Origin of the sequence: Janthinobacterium sp. PLB04, from assembly GCF_021165895.1 — a bacterium.
GTDB classification, from domain to species: Bacteria; Pseudomonadota; Gammaproteobacteria; order Burkholderiales; family Burkholderiaceae_D; genus Janthinobacterium; species Janthinobacterium lividum.
The window spans coordinates 3150493-3167407 of record NZ_CP088968.1; the positions used below are offsets into that span (position 1 = coordinate 3150493).

Annotated in this window: 21 protein-coding genes; 13 read left to right on the plus strand and 8 right to left on the minus strand. The window is 65.3% G+C overall.

The features are described 5' to 3' along the window. Positions 1–11 precede the first annotated feature (11 nt). Together LSO07_RS13995 and LSO07_RS14000 are read right to left on the minus strand one after the other, a co-directional pair. Positions 12–581: an Hcp family type VI secretion system effector gene (locus LSO07_RS13995; RefSeq protein WP_151094806.1), complete on the minus strand. Its 570-nt coding sequence runs from the start codon at positions 579–581 to the stop codon at positions 12–14. 42 nt (positions 582–623) lie between these two features. Continuing rightward, positions 624–896 carry a DUF6150 family protein gene (locus LSO07_RS14000; RefSeq protein ID WP_151094808.1) on the minus strand — a complete coding sequence of 91 codons (273 nt, stop codon included), beginning with the start codon at positions 894–896 and terminating at the stop codon, positions 624–626. Positions 897–1090: 194 nt separating this feature from the next. Here LSO07_RS14000 and LSO07_RS14005 point away from each other — a divergent pair, with 194 nt between their 5' ends. The 9 genes from LSO07_RS14005 to LSO07_RS14045 all read left to right on the plus strand — a co-directional run bounded on the left by LSO07_RS14005 (position 1091) and on the right by LSO07_RS14045 (position 9445). Continuing rightward, positions 1091–2737 (plus strand): DUF4394 domain-containing protein, encoded by a 1647-nt coding sequence (locus tag LSO07_RS14005; protein WP_151094810.1) that lies wholly within the window; start codon positions 1091–1093, stop codon positions 2735–2737. Positions 2738–2855: 118 nt separating this feature from the next. Continuing rightward, entirely contained in the window at positions 2856–4136 is a 1281-nt protein-coding gene (locus tag LSO07_RS14010) for an arsenic transporter (RefSeq protein WP_151094812.1), read from the plus strand. A gap of 59 nt (positions 4137–4195) precedes the next feature. Then, entirely contained in the window at positions 4196–4780 is a 585-nt protein-coding gene (locus tag LSO07_RS14015) for a TetR/AcrR family transcriptional regulator (protein WP_208672481.1), read from the plus strand. Positions 4781–4855: 75 nt separating this feature from the next. Beyond that, the gene (locus LSO07_RS14020; protein WP_151094814.1) at positions 4856–5956 is read left to right on the plus strand and encodes an alkene reductase; all 1101 of its coding nucleotides are present in this window, start codon (positions 4856–4858) and stop codon (positions 5954–5956) included. Between the two features lie 29 nt (positions 5957–5985). Then, a complete protein-coding gene (locus tag LSO07_RS14025; protein ID WP_034788139.1) occupies positions 5986–6369 on the plus strand; it encodes a nuclear transport factor 2 family protein in 384 nt (127 codons plus the stop codon). Between the two features lie 58 nt (positions 6370–6427). Then, complete coding sequence (locus tag LSO07_RS14030) at positions 6428–7057, plus strand: NAD-dependent dehydratase (RefSeq protein WP_034788142.1); 630 nt, start codon at positions 6428–6430, stop codon at positions 7055–7057. Between the two features lie 46 nt (positions 7058–7103). Further along, complete coding sequence (locus tag LSO07_RS14035) at positions 7104–7589, plus strand: GNAT family N-acetyltransferase (RefSeq protein ID WP_151094816.1); 486 nt, start codon at positions 7104–7106, stop codon at positions 7587–7589. Continuing rightward, positions 7576–8163, plus strand: a complete 588-nt coding sequence (locus tag LSO07_RS14040; protein WP_151094818.1) for a flavin reductase family protein — start codon at positions 7576–7578, stop codon at positions 8161–8163. Before LSO07_RS14035 ends, LSO07_RS14040 begins: the two co-directional genes overlap by 14 nt. Continuing rightward, positions 8147–9445 (plus strand): glycosyltransferase, encoded by a 1299-nt coding sequence (locus LSO07_RS14045; RefSeq protein ID WP_191909671.1) that lies wholly within the window; start codon positions 8147–8149, stop codon positions 9443–9445. The genes LSO07_RS14040 and LSO07_RS14045 overlap by 17 nt, the downstream gene beginning before the upstream one ends. A gap of 14 nt (positions 9446–9459) precedes the next feature. Here the strand turns inward: LSO07_RS14045 and LSO07_RS14050 are convergent, their stop codons facing one another. The 3 genes from LSO07_RS14050 to LSO07_RS14060 form a co-directional block, all read right to left on the minus strand. Continuing rightward, entirely contained in the window at positions 9460–10332 is an 873-nt protein-coding gene (locus LSO07_RS14050; protein ID WP_151097588.1) for a DUF2145 domain-containing protein, read from the minus strand. Positions 10333–10388: 56 nt separating this feature from the next. Continuing rightward, a complete protein-coding gene (locus LSO07_RS14055) occupies positions 10389–10820 on the minus strand; it encodes a hypothetical protein (protein ID WP_151097591.1) in 432 nt (143 codons plus the stop codon). A 95-nt stretch (positions 10821–10915) separates the two neighbouring features. After that, complete coding sequence (locus LSO07_RS14060) at positions 10916–11782, minus strand: HDOD domain-containing protein (protein WP_231773011.1); 867 nt, start codon at positions 11780–11782, stop codon at positions 10916–10918. A 235-nt stretch (positions 11783–12017) separates the two neighbouring features. Between LSO07_RS14060 and LSO07_RS14065 the strand changes: the two genes are divergently transcribed. Next, positions 12018–12509 (plus strand): (R)-mandelonitrile lyase, encoded by a 492-nt coding sequence (locus tag LSO07_RS14065; RefSeq protein WP_151094822.1) that lies wholly within the window; start codon positions 12018–12020, stop codon positions 12507–12509. A 42-nt stretch (positions 12510–12551) separates the two neighbouring features. On the opposite strand, the gene LSO07_RS14070 is transcribed toward LSO07_RS14065, so the two are convergent. After that, a complete protein-coding gene (locus tag LSO07_RS14070; protein ID WP_070279388.1) occupies positions 12552–12821 on the minus strand; it encodes a hypothetical protein in 270 nt (89 codons plus the stop codon). Positions 12822–13091: 270 nt separating this feature from the next. On the opposite strand from LSO07_RS14070, the gene LSO07_RS14075 reads away from it, so the two are divergent. Then, positions 13092–14117 (plus strand): hypothetical protein, encoded by a 1026-nt coding sequence (locus LSO07_RS14075; RefSeq protein WP_151094824.1) that lies wholly within the window; start codon positions 13092–13094, stop codon positions 14115–14117. A 53-nt stretch (positions 14118–14170) separates the two neighbouring features. Here the strand turns inward: LSO07_RS14075 and LSO07_RS14080 are convergent, their stop codons facing one another. Further along, on the minus strand, positions 14171–15277 hold the full coding sequence (locus LSO07_RS14080; RefSeq protein ID WP_151094826.1) for an acyl-CoA dehydrogenase: 1107 nt from the start codon (positions 15275–15277) through the stop codon (positions 14171–14173). A 117-nt stretch (positions 15278–15394) separates the two neighbouring features. Between LSO07_RS14080 and LSO07_RS14085 the strand changes: the two genes are divergently transcribed. After that, a complete protein-coding gene (locus LSO07_RS14085; RefSeq protein ID WP_151094828.1) occupies positions 15395–15691 on the plus strand; it encodes a hypothetical protein in 297 nt (98 codons plus the stop codon). 114 nt (positions 15692–15805) lie between these two features. Then, positions 15806–16258, plus strand: coding sequence for a PaaI family thioesterase (locus tag LSO07_RS14090; RefSeq protein ID WP_151094830.1), 453 nt, complete (start codon positions 15806–15808; stop codon positions 16256–16258). A gap of 22 nt (positions 16259–16280) precedes the next feature. On the opposite strand, the gene gstA is transcribed toward LSO07_RS14090, so the two are convergent. After that, entirely contained in the window at positions 16281–16895 is a 615-nt protein-coding gene (gene gstA, locus LSO07_RS14095) for a glutathione transferase GstA (RefSeq protein WP_151094832.1), read from the minus strand. Positions 16896–16915 lie beyond the last annotated feature (20 nt).

Here is a 16915-nt window from a genome sequence, read left to right on the forward strand (position 1 = left end):
TATCCCGTCTGTTACGCTGTAAACGCCCCAATAGGGCGGTTGCGCGCCAGGCTCCAGCCTGTCGTGTACTGGGTACCGGGCTGGCCATCCGCCTGTTGCACGCTGTGGCTCCAGAGTATTTCCGTAAAGCTCAGCTTGAACTGCTCGGTGGGCATGTCGTCGGGATGGGTTTGCAGCTGGATTTCGCTGATCAGGGCGTCGCGCAGGGCAATGGTGATGATGTTGGCCGTCTTGCCGCTCGAATAACGGGCGATGTACAGCCTGGTCGGCTGGGCCGCACTCCTGCCCAGTGGCTCGGCGCGCAGGCACAGTTCATACAGCTTGATGGACGTTTGGTCGACATATTTGACGCAGGTAAATTCCGTGATCACGGGCCGCCCGGACGTGCGCGCCGAATTGCTGACGTCCGTCGTCACCTGCTGTTTCATGCCCTGGTGCAGCGAGACCAGCTCGATGCACGGGCCCAGGTCCTGCAGGGCGCCGCCATCGCGCCAGATGGCGTCGATGCCGGCGCTGCCACCATCCGGCATCTTGCCGAACACGAGTTCCGGGTTGCCGGGTTCCAGCAAGATCAAATCCATGGCGATGCTTCCTTCAAGTCAGTGTACACGGGCCTTCATGCGCTACAGGTGGATATTGCGCGGGCGTCGCCCTTGCCAACCCTCCTCGCCATCGTCGTCAACAAGACAGACTTTTACCTGCGCCGTATTCGGTGACGTGAAGCGCACGATGACGGTGGCGCTCTGGCGGTCATGGGTGATGTACCACAGGGCGTCGCCTTGCGCCTGGCCGATGCTGTCCACGCGGCGCACCAGCAGGTCAGCCTGGCTGCGTTCCACCAGTGCCACGCTCAGCTGCGCTTCCTCCAACCTTGTTGTCTGATACACGATTGCCACGGTCCGCTCCATGTTGTTGATTTTCCTGCCCAAGACTATACACCGAAAAAGTTGCCTAAACACAACCAAAAATCGAGCCGAAATAACTTTTTTTGTGCCACTGCATCCAAACGCCGGCACGGCGCGTAGTACAGGGGTGCGCTCACCGCAACGGCGGCACGAGCGGCACTTCCACTCTTTCAGGGGCCACGATCATGCCGATATTACCGACCTTGCCATTTGCCAAGCTGCTGCTTGTTTCCGCCGTCGCCATGTCGCTCGCCGCTTGCGGCGGCGATGACCATGATGATGTCGTCGTCACGCCACCGCCGCCCGTGGTGGTGGCCGGCGATGTCTTCGTGCTCACCGCCAGCAATAAACTGCTGTCGTTCGACCGCGCCACGCCAGCCACCATCCGCACTACGGCCACCGTGACGGGCTTGCAGGCCGGCGAAAACCTGCTGGGCATCGATGTCCGTCCCGCCGATGGCCAGCTGTATGGCGTCGGCAGCACGGGGCGCATCTACACCCTGAATGGCGTGACGGGCGCCGCCACCGTGAAAGCCACCCTGGCGGCCGATGCGGGCGACACCACGGCGCCGTACACGGCGCTGGCCGGCACGGAATTCGGCGTCGATTTCAACCCCGCCGCCGACCGCTTGCGCATCGTCAGCAACACGGGGCAAAGCCTGCGCATCAATGTCGATACGGGCGCGACCACGACGGATGGCAGCATCAACGGCGGCGTGGCCAGCACCGCCATCACGGCCGCCGCCTATACCAACAGCTTCGCCGGCACGGCCAGCACCACTTTATTTGTCATCGACGCTGCCAACGCCACCCTGTACACGCAAAATCCGCCCAACAACGGCACCCTGGCCAGTGCCGTGCCGCTGGGCGTGGCGGCGACCGGCGTGGCCGGTTTCGACATCGATGCGCGCACGAATACGGGCTACGCCGTCATGACGGTGGCCGGCGTGCGCAACCTGTACACCCTGAACCTGGCCGCGACCACCGCCCCGGCGGCCCTGGTGGCGGCCATCGGCGTGACGGAAGAATTGCGCGGCATCGCCTTGAACGCGCCGGCCGCGCCCATCGCGTATGGCTTGACGGACGACGCCCGCATCGTGACCTTCAAGACGGCCACGCCGAACACCCTGGACGCCAATGTGGCCGTCACGGGCCTGGCTGCGGGCGAACGCCTGCTGGGTTTTGACATCCGTCCCAAGGATGGCCTGCTGTACGGGATTTCCTCGGCGGGGCGCATCGTCACCATCGATCCGGCCACTGGCGCGGCCACGGTCAAGGCGACGCTGGCCGCCGATGCGGCGGACGCCACCGCGCCCTACACGGCCATTGCGGGCACGGCCTTTGGCGTCGATTTCAACCCCGTCGCCGACCGCCTGCGCGTGATCGGCAACACGGGGCAAAGCTTGCGCATCAATGTCGATACGGGCGCCACCACCACCGATGGCGCCGTCAACCGCGCGGGCGCGACGCCGGCCGTGACGGCGGCGGCCTACACCAACAGCTTTGCCGGCACGACGGCCACCATGCTGTTCGATATCGACACAGCCAGCGCCAGTCTCGCCCTGCAAAATCCGCCGAATGACGGTACCCTCGTCAACGTTGGGCTGCTGGGCGTGGCGGCGGCGGGCGACGTCGGCTTCGATATCGCGGGCGGCGCCAACGGCCTGGCCTTGGCGGCCTTGCGCACTGCCGCCACGGGCCCGAGCTCCCTGTACCGCATCGACCTGGCAACGGGCGCGGCGGTGCTGAGCGGCGGCGCGGCCACGCCGGCGGCGTCCGTCATCGGCAACGGCACGGTGGGACTGGTGGATATCGCCATCGCGCTCAAGTAAGAAAATGCGCCGCAGCTTTGCTTTGATTCAATAATTCCAGTATTATGGAAATATTGTTGACATACGCAGGCTGCGGCGCACGGTGCCCGCGACGCCGCATCGAACGGGACCTCACCGCATGCTGACCGCTTTCCTGATCTTTCTTGCTACATTAACCCTCGTCATCTGGCAGCCGCGCGGCCTGGGCATCGGCTGGAGCGCCGTCATCGGCGCCTGTGTCGCCTTGCTGGCCGGCGTGATCCACTGGGGCGACATCCCCGTCGTCTGGCATATCGTGTGGAACGCCACCGGCACCTTCATTGCCGTGATCATCATCAGCCTGCTGCTGGACGCGGCCGGCTTCTTCGAATGGGCGGCGCTGCACGTGGCGCGCTGGGGCGGGGGCAGCGGACGAAAACTGTTCGTGCTGCTGGTCTTGCTGGGCGCGCTCGTTTCCGCCGTGTTCGCCAATGACGGCGCCGCGCTGATCCTGACGCCCATCGTCATCGCCATGCTGCGGGCGCTGAAGTTTTCCGCCAAGGCCACGCTGGCCTACGTGATGGCGGCCGGCTTCATCGCCGACACGGCCAGCCTGCCGCTGGTGGTGTCGAATCTGGTGAACATCGTCTCGGCCGATTTCTTCAAGATCGGCTTTGCCGAATATGCGTCCGTGATGGTGCCCGTCAACGTCGTCGCCGTGGCCGCCACCCTGGGGGCCTTGCTGCTCTTTTTTCACCGGGATATTCCCCGCGACTATGCAGTGGCGCAGCTGAAGCGCCCGGACGCCGCCATCCGCGACCTGGGCACCTTCCGCGCCGGCTGGCTGGTGCTGGCGCTGCTGCTGGTGGGATTCTTCTCGCAAGAATACCTGGGCGTGCCCATCAGCTTGATCGCCGCCATGGGCGCCGCGCTGTTGCTGGGCGTGGCCGGCAAGGGCCACGTGATTTCCACGCGCCACGTGCTGCGCCATGCGCCGTGGCACATCGTCGTCTTTTCGCTGGGCATGTACCTGGTCGTGTACGGCTTGCGCAATGCGGGTTTGACGGCTTACCTGACGGACATGCTGAACCACTTTGCGCAGTATGGCGTGTGGGGCGCGGCCATGGGCACGGGCGTGCTGACGGCCTTGCTGTCGTCCGTGATGAACAATCTGCCGACGGTGCTCGTCGGCGCGCTGGCCATCGACCCGACGACGGCGCAGGGGGCCGTGCGCGAGGCGATGATCTACGCGAACGTCATCGGCAGCGACCTGGGTCCGAAGATCACGCCCATCGGCAGCCTGGCCACCTTGCTGTGGTTGCATGTGCTCGACAGCAAGAACATCCACATTTCCTGGGGATACTATTTCTGCGTCGGCATCGTGCTGACCGTGCCCGTGCTGCTGGTGACCCTGGCCGCGCTGGCGCTGCGCCTGGGGTGATGTCAGAGGGGAAGATAGTTTACTAGACGACCGGTCAGATTTTTTGCTATACTGGCTGCATGAGCAAAAAATCTTCCGCCGACATGCGCCAGCACCTGATCGACATCGCCAAGGCTTTGATGGCCGAGAAGGGCTATACGGCCGTGGGCCTGGCCGAACTGGTGGCGGCGGCCGGCGTGCCGAAAGGTTCCTTCTACTATTACTTCAAGTCGAAGGAAGAGTTTGGCCAAGCTTTGCTCGATGACTATTTCACCACCTATTTGCAGACGGTCGACGCCTTGCTGGCGGGGCCTGGCAATGCCCGCGAGCGTTTGCTGGCCTATTTTGACAACTGGCGCGCGACGCAGGCCAGCAGCGCGCCGGAAGGCAAGTGCCTGGTGGTCAAGCTGGGCGCTGAAGTGTGCGACTTGTCCGTGGACATGGGCGCCGTGCTGCAGCACGGCACGGGCGCCATCCTGGACCGCCTGACGCAGTGCGTGGAAGCGGGCCATCTCGACGGTTCCTTGGCGGTGGCAATGCCGGCGCGCGTGCTGGCCGAATCCCTTTACCAGTTATGGCTGGGCGCGTCCCTGATGGTCAAGGTGGCCAGGAGCGGCGGACCGTTCGACGCTGCCATGGCGACCACGCAACGGCTGCTGTCGTAGCCGTTTTTTTGACCATTAACTAGACGACCGGTCAGTTATTTCCGGTTTTTTCTGACTTAACATGAAAGCAATACGATGACCGAACAGCATGAAAGCGATTTATTTTCCCCGGTCGATCTGGGCGCGCTGGCATTGGCCAACCGCATCGTCATGGCGCCGCTCACGCGCAGCCGCATGGGCGACGATGGCGTGCCGAACGCCTTGCACGCCGAGTATTACGCCCAGCGCGCCAGCGCCGGCCTGATCATCAGCGAAGCGACGAATATTTCGGCCCAGGGCCGCGGCTATGCCCTGACCCCGGGGATATGGACGGACGAGCAGGTGGCCGGCTGGAAGCTGGTCACCGATGCCGTGCATGCGGCCGGCGGCAAGATCGTTTGCCAGCTGTGGCATGTGGGACGGTTTTCGCATGCCAGCCTGCAGCCCGATGGCGCCGCGCCCGTCGCGCCATCCGCCATCCGCGCCGAGGGCAGCACCTACACCGCCAGCGGCATGCAGCCCGTGTCCATGCCGCGCGCGCTGGCAACGGGGGAAATCGCCGGCGTCGTCGCGCAGTATGCGCATGCGGCCGCATGCGCGCTGCGCGCCGGTTTCGATGGCGTCGAAGTGCATTCGGCCAATAGCTACCTGCTCGACCAGTTCTTGCGCGACTCGACCAACCGGCGCACGGACGCTTATGGCGGCAGCATCGAAAACCGCGCGCGGCTCACCTTGGAGGTAACGCACGCCGTGGTGAAAGTGTGGGGCGCGGCGCGGGTCGGCATCCGCCTGTCTCCCGTCACGCCCGACGCGGGCAACACGCCGATCGACAGCGACGTGATGGCCACCTATGGCTACCTGATCGAACAGTTGAACCGGCATGGACTGGCGTACCTGCACTTCGTCGAGGGCGCCACGGCCACCTCGCGCGATGTGCCCGTTGGCGTCGACCTCGATGCGCTGCGGGCGCTGTTCAACGGCCCGTACATCGGCAACAACCACTATGACTTGCCGCTAGCGCAGGCGCGCCGCGCGCAAGGCAAGGTCGATGCGGTGGCGTTTGGCCGTCCCTTCATCGCCAACCCGGATCTGGTGGCGCGGCTGCGCCATGGCGTGGCGCTGGCCGTGGCGCCGCGCGAGGCGTATTACGGCGGTGGCGCCAACGGCTATACCGACTGGCCCGCCAGCCAGTTCTGATTTCTCTTCACCCACCCAAGGAGCGCAACATGAACAACCCTACGTATGTGCAGGATTACCAGGCGATTGTCGCCGTGCTGAATCAATACAATGCGGGCGGCGCGCAGGCCGACAGCAGCATCATGCGCCCGGCTTTCAGCAGCCAGGCCACCATTTTCGGCGTCGATGGCGGCGATAAACTGACGGGCGGGCCCATCGAAGGCCTGTTCGAGATCATCGACAGCGCCTTCCGTCCATCGCCGCAGGCAAAGGCGGCCATCGTGCGCGTCGACATCGTGGGTACGGCGGCCAGCGCGCGCGTCGATACGGACGATATCTCGGGTTTCCGCTTTACCGACTTTTTCAATTTGCTCAAGGTGCAGGGCGAGTGGACCATCGTCAGCAAGATCTATCACACGCACGCGGGGGCCTGATGCACTGGCTGGGCGCCCGATGCTGTATCGTGTGGCGTCCAGCATGCGGGGAGAAGCAATGAAACTGATACTGATAGGCGCCACGGGCCTGGTGGGCCGCGAAGTGCTGCGCCTGGCGCTGAGTGACGCACGCGTCACGGCCATCGTCGCGCCCGTGCGCAAAGCCTTGCCGGCGCATCCCAAGCTGGACGCGCCCCTTGTCGATTTCGACCGCTTGCCGGCGGATGCGCCCTGGTGGCAGGCCGATGCCGTCATCTGCACACTTGGCACGACCATGAAGGTGGCGGGCACGCGGCAGGCCTTCCGGCGGGTCGACCATGGCTATCCGCTGGCCGCGGCGCGGCTGGCGCTGGCGGCCGGCACGCCCACGTATGCGCTCAATTCCGCCGCCGGCGCCGACGCGGCCTCGCGTTTCTTCTATAACCGCGTCAAGGGCGAGCTGGAACGCGACCTGGAAGCGCTGGGTTTCAGATCGCTCACGCACGTGCGGCCGGGCCTGATCGGCGGCGAACGCGATGAGGCGCGGGCGGGCGAGGGCGCCGCCTTGCGCATCCTGCGCGTGCTGGCTCCCGTGCTGCCGCGCCGCTGGCGCATCAATCCCGCGCCGCGCATCGCCAGCGCCTTGCTGGAAGCGGCGATTGCCGCCGCGCCGGGCGTGCACATGGTGACGTCCGAGCACCTTTTGTGAGCGCGCCCCCGTATAATTCTCGTTCATCTACTTGCGAGTACAGACAATGCAGACAGTACGTGTTTACCAGGCCAGCGACCGCGACGCCTGCCTGGCCCTCTTCGACGGCAATACGCCGCGCTTTTTCGACCCTTCGGAGCGCGTTCGCTTTGCCGCCTGGATCGATGCAGCGGCGCAGCCCTATCTTGTCATCGAGCGCGTCATCGATGGTGATGCGCGCATCGTCGCCTGCGGCGGCCACGCCATCGAGGCGGATGGCATGACCGCCAGCCTGTCGTGGGGCATGGTGGCGCAGGATCTGCACGGCCAGGGGCTGGGCCAGGCACTGACGCAGGCGCGCCTCGATGCGATCAGCGCCATGCCGCAGCTGACCAGTGTGACCATGAATACCAGCCAGTACACGCAGGGTTTTTATGCGCGCTTCGGCTTCGTGGCCGTGAAGGTGACGCCGGATGGCATCGGACCCGGCCTCGACCAGTGGGATATGGTTTTGCCGCTGCCGCGCGCCGGGGGCGTTGATGGCAGCCGCTGACCACCATATCGCCCCGGTGCCGCTGGAAAAAGCCTACCGCCTGCTCAATCATGGCCCGTCCATCCTCGTTTCGGCCCGCCACGCCGGCATCGATAACGTGATGGCCGCCGCCTGGGCCTGCGTCCTCGATTTCGCGCCGCCGAAACTGACCGTGGTGCTGGACAAGGCAACGCGCACGCGCGCGCTGGTCGAAGGCAGCGGCACGTTTGTCATCCAGGTGCCGACGGCGGCGCAGTTGCAACTGACCCACGCCGTCGGCACGCACAGCCTCGATGCGCAGCCCGATAAACTGGCGCGCGCTGGCGTGCAGCTGTTTCACATGGACGGCGTTGATGTGCCGTTCGTGGCCGGCTGTTCCGCCTGGCTGGCCTGCCGTTTGATCCCCGAACCGCACAACCAGACGGCGTATGACCTGTTCATCGGCGAAGTGGTGGGCGCCTGGGCCGACACGCGCGTGTTCCGCGACGGGCACTGGCATTTCGAACAGGCCGATCCATCCTGGCGCAGCCTGCACTACATCGCCGGCGGGCGCTTCTATGCGATCGGCGAGGCGCTCGATGCTGCCCCGAGCTGACCCGCTGGCGGACCAGGCCGCCACCACGCCGCTCGTCATCGTCGCCAGCAGCGGCACCGGCGGCGACATGCAGCCGTTTATCGCACTGGCGCAGGGTTTGCAGCAACGGGGCCGGCGCGTGCTGCTGCTGGTGCCGGGCTGGCAGGAAGCGGCCGCGCAAGCCTCGCGGCTGCCATATCGCACCTTCGGCAGCGCGGAAGAGGGCCAGGCCATGCTGGGCGACCCCGGCCTGTGGGATGAGCGCAAGGGTTGGGGCGTGGTGTGGAATGGCCTGGTGCCGCACCTGGGCGCCGTGCGCGACGTCGTGCAATGCTTGCCGGCCGATGAGGCTTGCGTGGTGCTGTGCCATCCCATCCTCGTGCCGATGGCGGCCCTCGCGCGCTCCGCGCGGCCGGACCTGCGCATCGTCGCGGCGTATCTGGCGCCATCGAACCTGTGCAGCAGCCATGATTTCCTGGCGGCCGGCTCCTTGCGCATTCCCGCCTGGATGCCGCTGGCCTGGCGCCAGGCCCTGTGGCGCATGATCCACCGCAGCATGATCGATCCGGTGATGCTGCCGGGTCTGAACGGCGCGCGCGCGCAGCACGGCTTGCCGCCGGAAGCGCATTTTTTTGCACACATGCTGGCCGCGCCGGACGCGTCGCTGGGGCTGTTTCCCGCGTGGTTCGCCGCCCCGCAGGCGGACTGGCCGCCGCACTTCGCGCAAGCCGATTTCACCGCTGCCGCCATGCCTGGCGCTGCGGCGCTGCCACCGGAGCTGGAACGTTTTCTGGGCGAGGGCGAGCCGCCCATCGTGTTTACGCCCGGTACCGGGCACCAGCACGCGCAGCGCTATTTCAGCATCGCCCTCGCAGTCTTGCGGCGGCTGGGGCGGCGCGGCCTGTTCCTCACGCCCCATGCGGCGCAACTGCCGCAGCACATGCCGGCCAGCGTCATGTGGCAGGCCCACGCACCGTTTGCGGCGCTGTTGCCGCGCACGGCGGCCGTGGTGCACCATGGCGGCATCGGCACCAGCGCGGACGCCTTCCGCGCGGGCATCCCGCAACTGATCGTGCCGTTCGCGTACGACCAGTTCGATAACGGCTGGCGCGCCAAACGGCTCGGTGTGGGGGATGTCTTGCTGGCCAGGCGCCTGTCGGCGGGGCGCATGCGGCGGCAGCTGGCGCGCCTGCTCGCCGCGCCCGAGGTCAAGCTGGCGTGCGGCGAGGTGGCCCGCCAGATGGGGCAGGGGCTTGAATCAGCGCGCCTGCTGGATCACGTCGAAGCGGCCCTGGCAGCTTAGTCCGCCCAGGGGAGCTAGGTATCGTCGAGGGCGATGACCCGGTCGTTTGCGCCGGGCACGCAGCCGTCGGCGATCGGTTCCCAGCCCCGATGCACCACCACCCGCTTGCCATCGTGGCAGATTTCCACGCGCTCGCTGGCGGGCAGGCGCTGGCGCGCGAACGCTTCCAGGCTGGCCGGCAGGCTCACCGCCAACTGCATCGAGCGAATTGCCTCAGGCGGGTGGTCATCCATGTGCACGAGCGGCACGAAGATCGAACCGAGCATCAGCCAGCGCGCACCCACGTCGACGGGGGCGGGCGCATAGGGCGCGGCGCGCAGCCAGTCCTGGGCGCGGGCGCGCAAGTCGCTGCCGGCGGCCAGCTCACCCCAGGCCGAGGCCAGCAATTCCACCACCCACTGATTGCAATTCTGGTATTTCAGGCTGAAGGCATACGCGTTGGCGCTGTAGCGGCCTGCCAGCAACTGCTGCACGCGCACGGGGTCGAGCAGGGCGCGGCGCAGGGGCGGCACGGTTTCGGCCGGCAGTTTCACGAGCGAGATGTAGCCCAGCGCCGGGTTTTCCGTGCCCATGGCGAAACCGGCCGTGCCCTGGTCGAAGATGCGCGGGCGGCCCTCGTCGCAGGCGTAGTACAGTTGGCGCGCGGACCAGCCGCTGTCGTTGTCGTGGCGCCAGGCCAGTGCCGCATGCGAATAGCGGATGCCGAAGCGGGCCAGGTCCAGGCCGGAGCGGCTGATCAGGGCCACGCTGCCTTCGCTGGCGGCCAGTTCCTCGCGCACGACGGCTGCAAAGCGCAACAGGCGATCCTGTTCCGTGGCCGTGAGCTCCTGTGCGCGGTCGCAAAAACGCGAGGAGGCGAGCGAGGTGCCCGCCTGGGCGGCGCCCATGCTGAAGATGGCGCAAACGCCCAGCAGCAGTGCCGGGCGGCGCGGGAGAAAACGAATCAAAGGCTGACGGGACGCGTGGCCATTTCGCCGTACCAGTCGTCGGCCAGCACGAGGAAGAAGGCGGTGCGCGTGTCGTTGCGCGAGAATTCGATGCCGTAGGCGCGGTTTTGCGCATGCACCACGTCGCCCTGCGCCAGCTGCTGCTTGTCGAGCGCCGCTTGTGGCAAGTCCAGCACCAGCGGCGTTGCCGTGGCGTCGGCCTGCATGGTCAGGCGCGTCATGCCGTCGCGGCCCGGCACGGCGGCCACGTCGATGATGCGGTAGGGGCCATTGGCCACCTTGTTGTCGCGCGAGGAGCTGTTGCTCGAACCGTTGAGCGAGTCGGAAATGCTGCCGCTCGACTGGGAGCCGGCGCTGGAGGCCGAGGAAACGAAGCTGTCGGCGTTGGCGTTGCACGCCATGGTCAGAGCTGCGGCCAGGCCGAGCATGCGTAAGGTGGAGGTAGTCAAGGCAGTTTTCCAGTGGACATCAATGAAAGCGGACCGGGTCCATCCCGGCCCGCGCCATCATAGCAGATCGGCCATCAGCTGAGCAGTACCTCGATCAGGCCCTTTGCTTCGGCCGACGGCTGCGTGCGCAGCGCCTGCAGCACGGGATCGTGCTCCAGGTAGGCTTGCAGCTGCGCGCTGACGGTGATGCTGGCCTGCGGCAGCGGCGAAGGGACGGGTGCCAGCGCCTTGGCCAGCAGCAGGGTGTCGCGCAAGCCCTCGGGCGGCAGCATGATGGTCGAGCCGGGCAAGGCATTGACGGCATCGGCCACCGGCTGCGGCACGCCCAGCTGGCGCATCAGCGAGCGGCCTATCACTTCCAGGGCGGACGCCATCTGCGTTTCCATGTGGGCGTACAGGCCCGGGGTCTTGTCGGCCTGGGCCAGCAAATAAAAGCCGGCCACTTCATGCACGATGCCGGCAAACAGCGCCGTATCGGCATCCGTATGCGTGACGGCGCTGGCCAGTCCATGCGCCAGCGCCGCCACGTGCACGGTGTGCGCCCACAACTGGGTGGCGCGGGCGCGCAAGGCTTCGTCGCGGATGCCCGCGTTCAGCTGGCGGATGACGGCCGCCGTCGCCAGAGAGTACAGGTTGCGGTGTCCCAGCCGCTCGACGGCGGCGCGCACGCTGGTGATGGCGGGCGTATGGCCGGGCGAGAACAGGGCCGAATTGGCCAGCGCCACAGCGCGCGCCGACAAGGTCGGTTCGCACAGCAGCAGCCGGCTGATGTCGGCCGAGTGGCAATCCGGGTTGGCCAGTTCCTTTTGCAGGAGCAGTGCCGTATTGATGCTGGTGGGAAAGGCCAGGGTTTCCGTTTCGGCGCTGGCCAAAAGTTGCGCCAGGCTGCTGAGCGTGTTGACGTGCATGGATAGGGGAGCGAGAAGTAGCAATGTCTGCATATTATCAGGCAATGTGGCCTGCATGGCGTCCGCCTGCCTTTCCTGCGAAACAAGTTGCGCATCGGCTCCGCATCGGTCCATTCATCAGCCCAGCTTATAGGTCCTAGTGGCTTTGTGCCGCTAATCAGCGCGGGCCAGCGCTGTTAAGCTTGGATTGCCAGGACAGGCGAAGCCGGCTGCCCGGCGGCACGCCCATTCTGGGAACCGATCTTACCGGCAAGAAAGGAAAACACCCATGCATCGATACGCCGCGGCACTCTTGCCGCTTTGCCTGCCCGCCGGGGCCGTCTCTGCCTCCGCGTCTGCCGAGGCCGCTGCCACGCACGCCGCCGTCACCGTCACGCGCGCCGCCGCCATGCCCACCATCACGGGCGACGCCGCCTATTTCACGGGCACGGTCGAAGTCGACGCCATGTTCCAGCGGCCGTCTCCGGCCCGCGTGGGCGGCGGCATCGTCACCTTTGCGCCCGGCGCCCGCACGGCCTGGCATACGCATCCGCTAGGCCAGACCCTCGTCGTCACGCAAGGCAGTGGCTGGGTGCAGCACTGGCAGGGCCCGCTGCAGGCGCTGGCGGTCGGCGACGTGGCGTGGATACCGCCCGGGGTCAAGCACTGGCATGGCGCGACGGCCACGTCCGCCATGCAGCATGTTGCGATTGCGGAGGCGCAAGATGGCACGGCGGTGACGTGGCTGGAGCAGGTGGCGGATGACAGCTACCCCAAATAGTCAGGGCTGCCCGCCGTGCAGCAGTGCCCGATGGCGAAGCTGCTAGCGCGGCTTTGGCGCGGGCTCGGCCGTGTCACTGCTTGGGGTGAGCGCCGTTCCGGCGAAGCGCGCCTCGCCGGAGACCAGCTTTTGGCCTATGCCGACGAAGCCGCGGATCTGCTCATCCGAATGGCCTTTCAGGTCGGAAAAGACAGCGCGCATCTGCTGCGGGGAGACGCCGGCTTTATCTGCCCGGTTGAGCGTGCTGAAGCCTTCGAGCAAGCGCGCCGTTCCCAGGGGACTGCGCAGTGAATCGATCAGTGTATCTAACATATTTGCCTCCTTATGGCGTTGGCGTTGAGACGGTGGACTACTGAGCAAAGTGTAGCGGCCCTGGCATCGGAAACTGGACCCGCATAATGCTAGAATTACGTACCTTGACATGGCGAGCAAAGACTGATAGTAAATATGATTGCAAAAAAAGAATTATTTCCAGGGCGCATACAGGCGGATCAAATTCTTGTGCATCAGTGCGCGATACGCCGCTTTCAGTCGCGGCACGGGCAGCAATTCCAGGAGCTGAGGAACTTGCGGAACAGCGTCATGGCGGCGATCGACGTGCGACCAGGTATGTGGCGCCTATTGTCAAACCAACGTGACAGGCACTTTGCCTTGCTCGATATCATGCACGTGCTGAATACGAGGAATGGACGAGCGGCCTTGCGGGAAGGGGCGTTGATGCCATTTGACGATGCAATGCAGATGCCGCAGTTGGCGGCCTTCACGGCGCTGCATGAGGAATCAGCGAGAGAAGTATTGGACTTATTGCTGGCGAATCTGGATTTCATCGACGGTCTGGTTGAGACGTGTCGCATCTTCGAGATTTATAGTGTGCTTGCCGTGAGTGTGCGGGTGGATGCCCTGGAGCTCGTCAAGCGTTACTATCATACATACCACCGGGCAAGGAACTGTTCCCGCATCGAAAATTATTCTGATGTGGCGGAGGCGGACACCCGCTGGGCATTCATGCTGGAGACGGACGAAGCCACTGACGACCTGGCGCTGCTGCTGGGCACAGGCGTCATCACGCCTTATTTCCGCGGTGCTGGCATCGATATTTTTGATGATGACGCCAATGACGTGGTGCTTAATAATACAAAACAGAATGATGGCATCTATTTGCGCATAACAATTGGCGACGAGGCTCCGCATCAGATTGACGCGGCCCTTATCTATTTAAGGGAAGCGTTATTGGGTAAGGCGCGCGACAAGGGGTTTGCCAGAGCGAATTATGCAAGGCGCCGTTTCGACGAGTCCAATTTCGTGAACGGACTGCGCCATCCGCTATTCTTTGATGTCAAGCGGGGCAGCTATCTGGCGCCATTGATGGGTCTTGCATGCTGGGATGAAAAAGAGTCGGGCGCCACAGTGGATCAGGTCTGCGTCAAGGTTGTTGCAGATGCCGAGGGGTATCGTCTCGACAATAAACTGCAGGGCACGGTGTATGAGGTGGATACCGTCAAAAAACATTATCAACACATCGCGGCTGCGATCAAGGCGCCGCTGGCAAAAAAAGCCGGACGCCTTGATGTCTTTCTCGCGGGCGTTACGGATGGCCCCGCTTTCTAGACCCGGGAAAAGCAAAGGCCGACAGCCGGCTCGATGGTGCGCGTGGCAACAAACTAGGGCAGCAGCAACGCATGCTGGCTGGCCGTATGGAAATCGCGCCACACGCGGTTGATGGCGCTGTCTTCGCGGGCCGCGTACAGGCCGCAGTACGGGTACAGGCCATCGACGGCGGCGCGGCACACGGCGACCATATCCAGCGAACGGTCTTGCACGGCCTGCATGGCGTCCGCGTCGAGCGCCGCGCCGGCGGCAACCGTTGCCCAGCTGTCATCCAGCACGGCATAAAAGCGGGCACGGGCGGCAGCGCAGGCGTCTTGCTTGCCTTGCAGGAATGCGGCTACTTCCGGCACGTCCAGCAGCGGCAAGCCGGCGCGCGCATGGCGGCGGTGGCGCATGCATTCCTCTGCCAGCTGCATGAAATGCGCGGCCATGCCGGCCACGTTGGCGGCCAGGGTCACGTAGGCCAGTGAGTAAAACGGGTAGCGGTACAGGGGGCCGTCGGCCGTCGCGGTGTCGGGACTGATCGTAAAGCCATGTTCCTTGCTGAGCCACTGGCCGTCGATGCGGTAGCTGTGCGAGGCGCTGGCGCGCATGCCGATGCTGTTCCACGAGGGCACCAGTTGCACCAGCGCGGCGGGCACGAGGAAGGCGCGGATGCGCGGCTTGCCATCCGCATCGAGCAGGGGCTGGCCATCGCGCTGCAGCCTGGCGTTCAGGGTGAAGTGGGTGGCCATCGGCGCGCCGCTGGCGTAGTCCCAGCTGCCCGAGATGCGGTAGCCGTCGCCTTCCTCTTCCGCATCACCGGTGGCCGCGCCGCTGCCGCCCAGGCAGACCCGGGGCGTGCCGATGATTGCGCGCGCCATGTTGGGCGCCAGAAAGCCGGCGAACCAGCCGGCGCCCGCGCACAGGGTCAGCACCCAGCCCATGCTGCCATCGACGGCCGCCACGGCTTCTTCCAGACGCACCACTTGCGGCAAGGGCAGCTCGGCGCCGCCCGCGCTGCGCGGCGCCAGCATCGTCAGCCAGCCGCGCCGGTGCAGCAAGGCTTGCTGTACTGGATGCAAAAAGCGGGCGGCGTCGGCCGCCGGCGCATGGCGCGCGATGCGGCGCGCGTCGCGCCCGGAAAGGGTAGCAAGGGTAGCGGGGACAGCGTGCGGCATGGGCGGAATCCGGCAATGGCAGAGGCGGGCATTTTCGCACAGTGCCGTGTACAGGGGATAGTCAGCGCCTGTTGCGGCGCCAGTCCGGCGCCTGTAAGCTGCAGGAAAGGGGGAAATATGTACAGATTCGTCAATGCGGGGAGCGCGGCGGCATTACTGTTGTGCCTGTCAGCCTGCGCCAGCGTGCCGCCACCGCCGCCGGTCATCATAGTGGGCAAGGATGACATCACCGTGGCGGGACAGCGCGTCCACACGGTGGAGGAGATGCTGGCCGTCCTGGCCGAGAAGAATATGGCCAGCGTAGCCTTGCGTACGGAGCCGGACGTCCCCTATGAGCGCATCGGAGCGGTGATCTACTCCATCTTTCGCGCCGATAGAAAGGTGACGGAAGTGGGCCGCTCCGCAGCACCGTGAGTTCTGCCATGCCGGCCGCCAATGCCTGCCGCCGCAAGTGGTGACTATGCGACATGGTGCGAACGGGCATAAGCGGCTACAGTATGGCGTTCCCTACTTGAAAGCTTACCGTCCATGAGCACGTTCCGTCTTCCCGACCCGCACTTCGCCGAGAAAGTCCGCGCCAGTTTTGATTTGCAGAACGCCATGACCCTGATCCAGGCCAGCCTGCCCGTGGTGGCGCATGGCAGCACGGAAATCCACGTGCCGCACTGGAGCGGCATCGAGCAGCAGCACGGTTTCGTGCATGGCGGCGTGGTCGGCATGATCGCGGACTCGGCCGCCGGCTACGCGGCCATGACCATGGTGGCTGACGGCGCGTCCGTGCTGACGGTGGAATACAAGATGAATTTGCTGGCGCCCGCCGATGGCGAGAAACTGATCGCGCGCGGCAAGGTGGTGCGTCCGGGCCGCACCCTGATCGTCACGCAGGCGGAAGTGTACGCCGTGCGCGATGGCAGGGAAACCCTGTGCGCGCTGATGCAGCAAACCATCATGGTGATGCACGGCAAGTCGGAAAAGACGTGAGCCGTGCACCGGACAACGGCGCTCAAGCCGCCTTGGCCAGGCCTTCCGCTTCCAATGCCGCCTTGACGCTGTCGCGCTGACCCACTCTCGCCAGGAAAGCTTGCACCTGCGCCAGTGCGGACAAATCCACGCCCACGCCTGGCGCCCAGCCCGTGATGACGAACAGGTAGGCGTCGGCGACCGTGAACGTGTCGCCGGTCAGGTAAGCCTGGCCTTCCAGGCGGCTGTCCACCCACTTGTATTTCTTGCCCAGTTGCTTGATGAACAGTGCCTTGGTGGCGGCGTCGATGCGGGAGTCAAACAGGGGGCTGAACGATTTGTGCAGCTCGGACGTGATGTAGTTCTGCCATTCCAGCACCTTGTAGCGGGCAAAACTGCCCACGGGCGGCAGCAAGTCCTGTCTGCCGGCCTGTTCGGCGACGTACTGGGCGATGACGGGGCCTTCGCTCAAGGTTGTTCCATCATCGAGCGCCAGCAGCGGCACCTGGCCTTTCGGATTGAGTTCGTAGTAATTGCCGCCTTCCTGCGTCTTGTGCTGGCCCAGGTCGACCTTGACCAGGGTGAACGGCGTGCCCGTTTCGCGCAGGATGATGTGCGGTGCCTGCGAGCAGGCGCCCGGCGAGTAAAAGAGTTTCATGGCGATCCTTGAACAGGTGG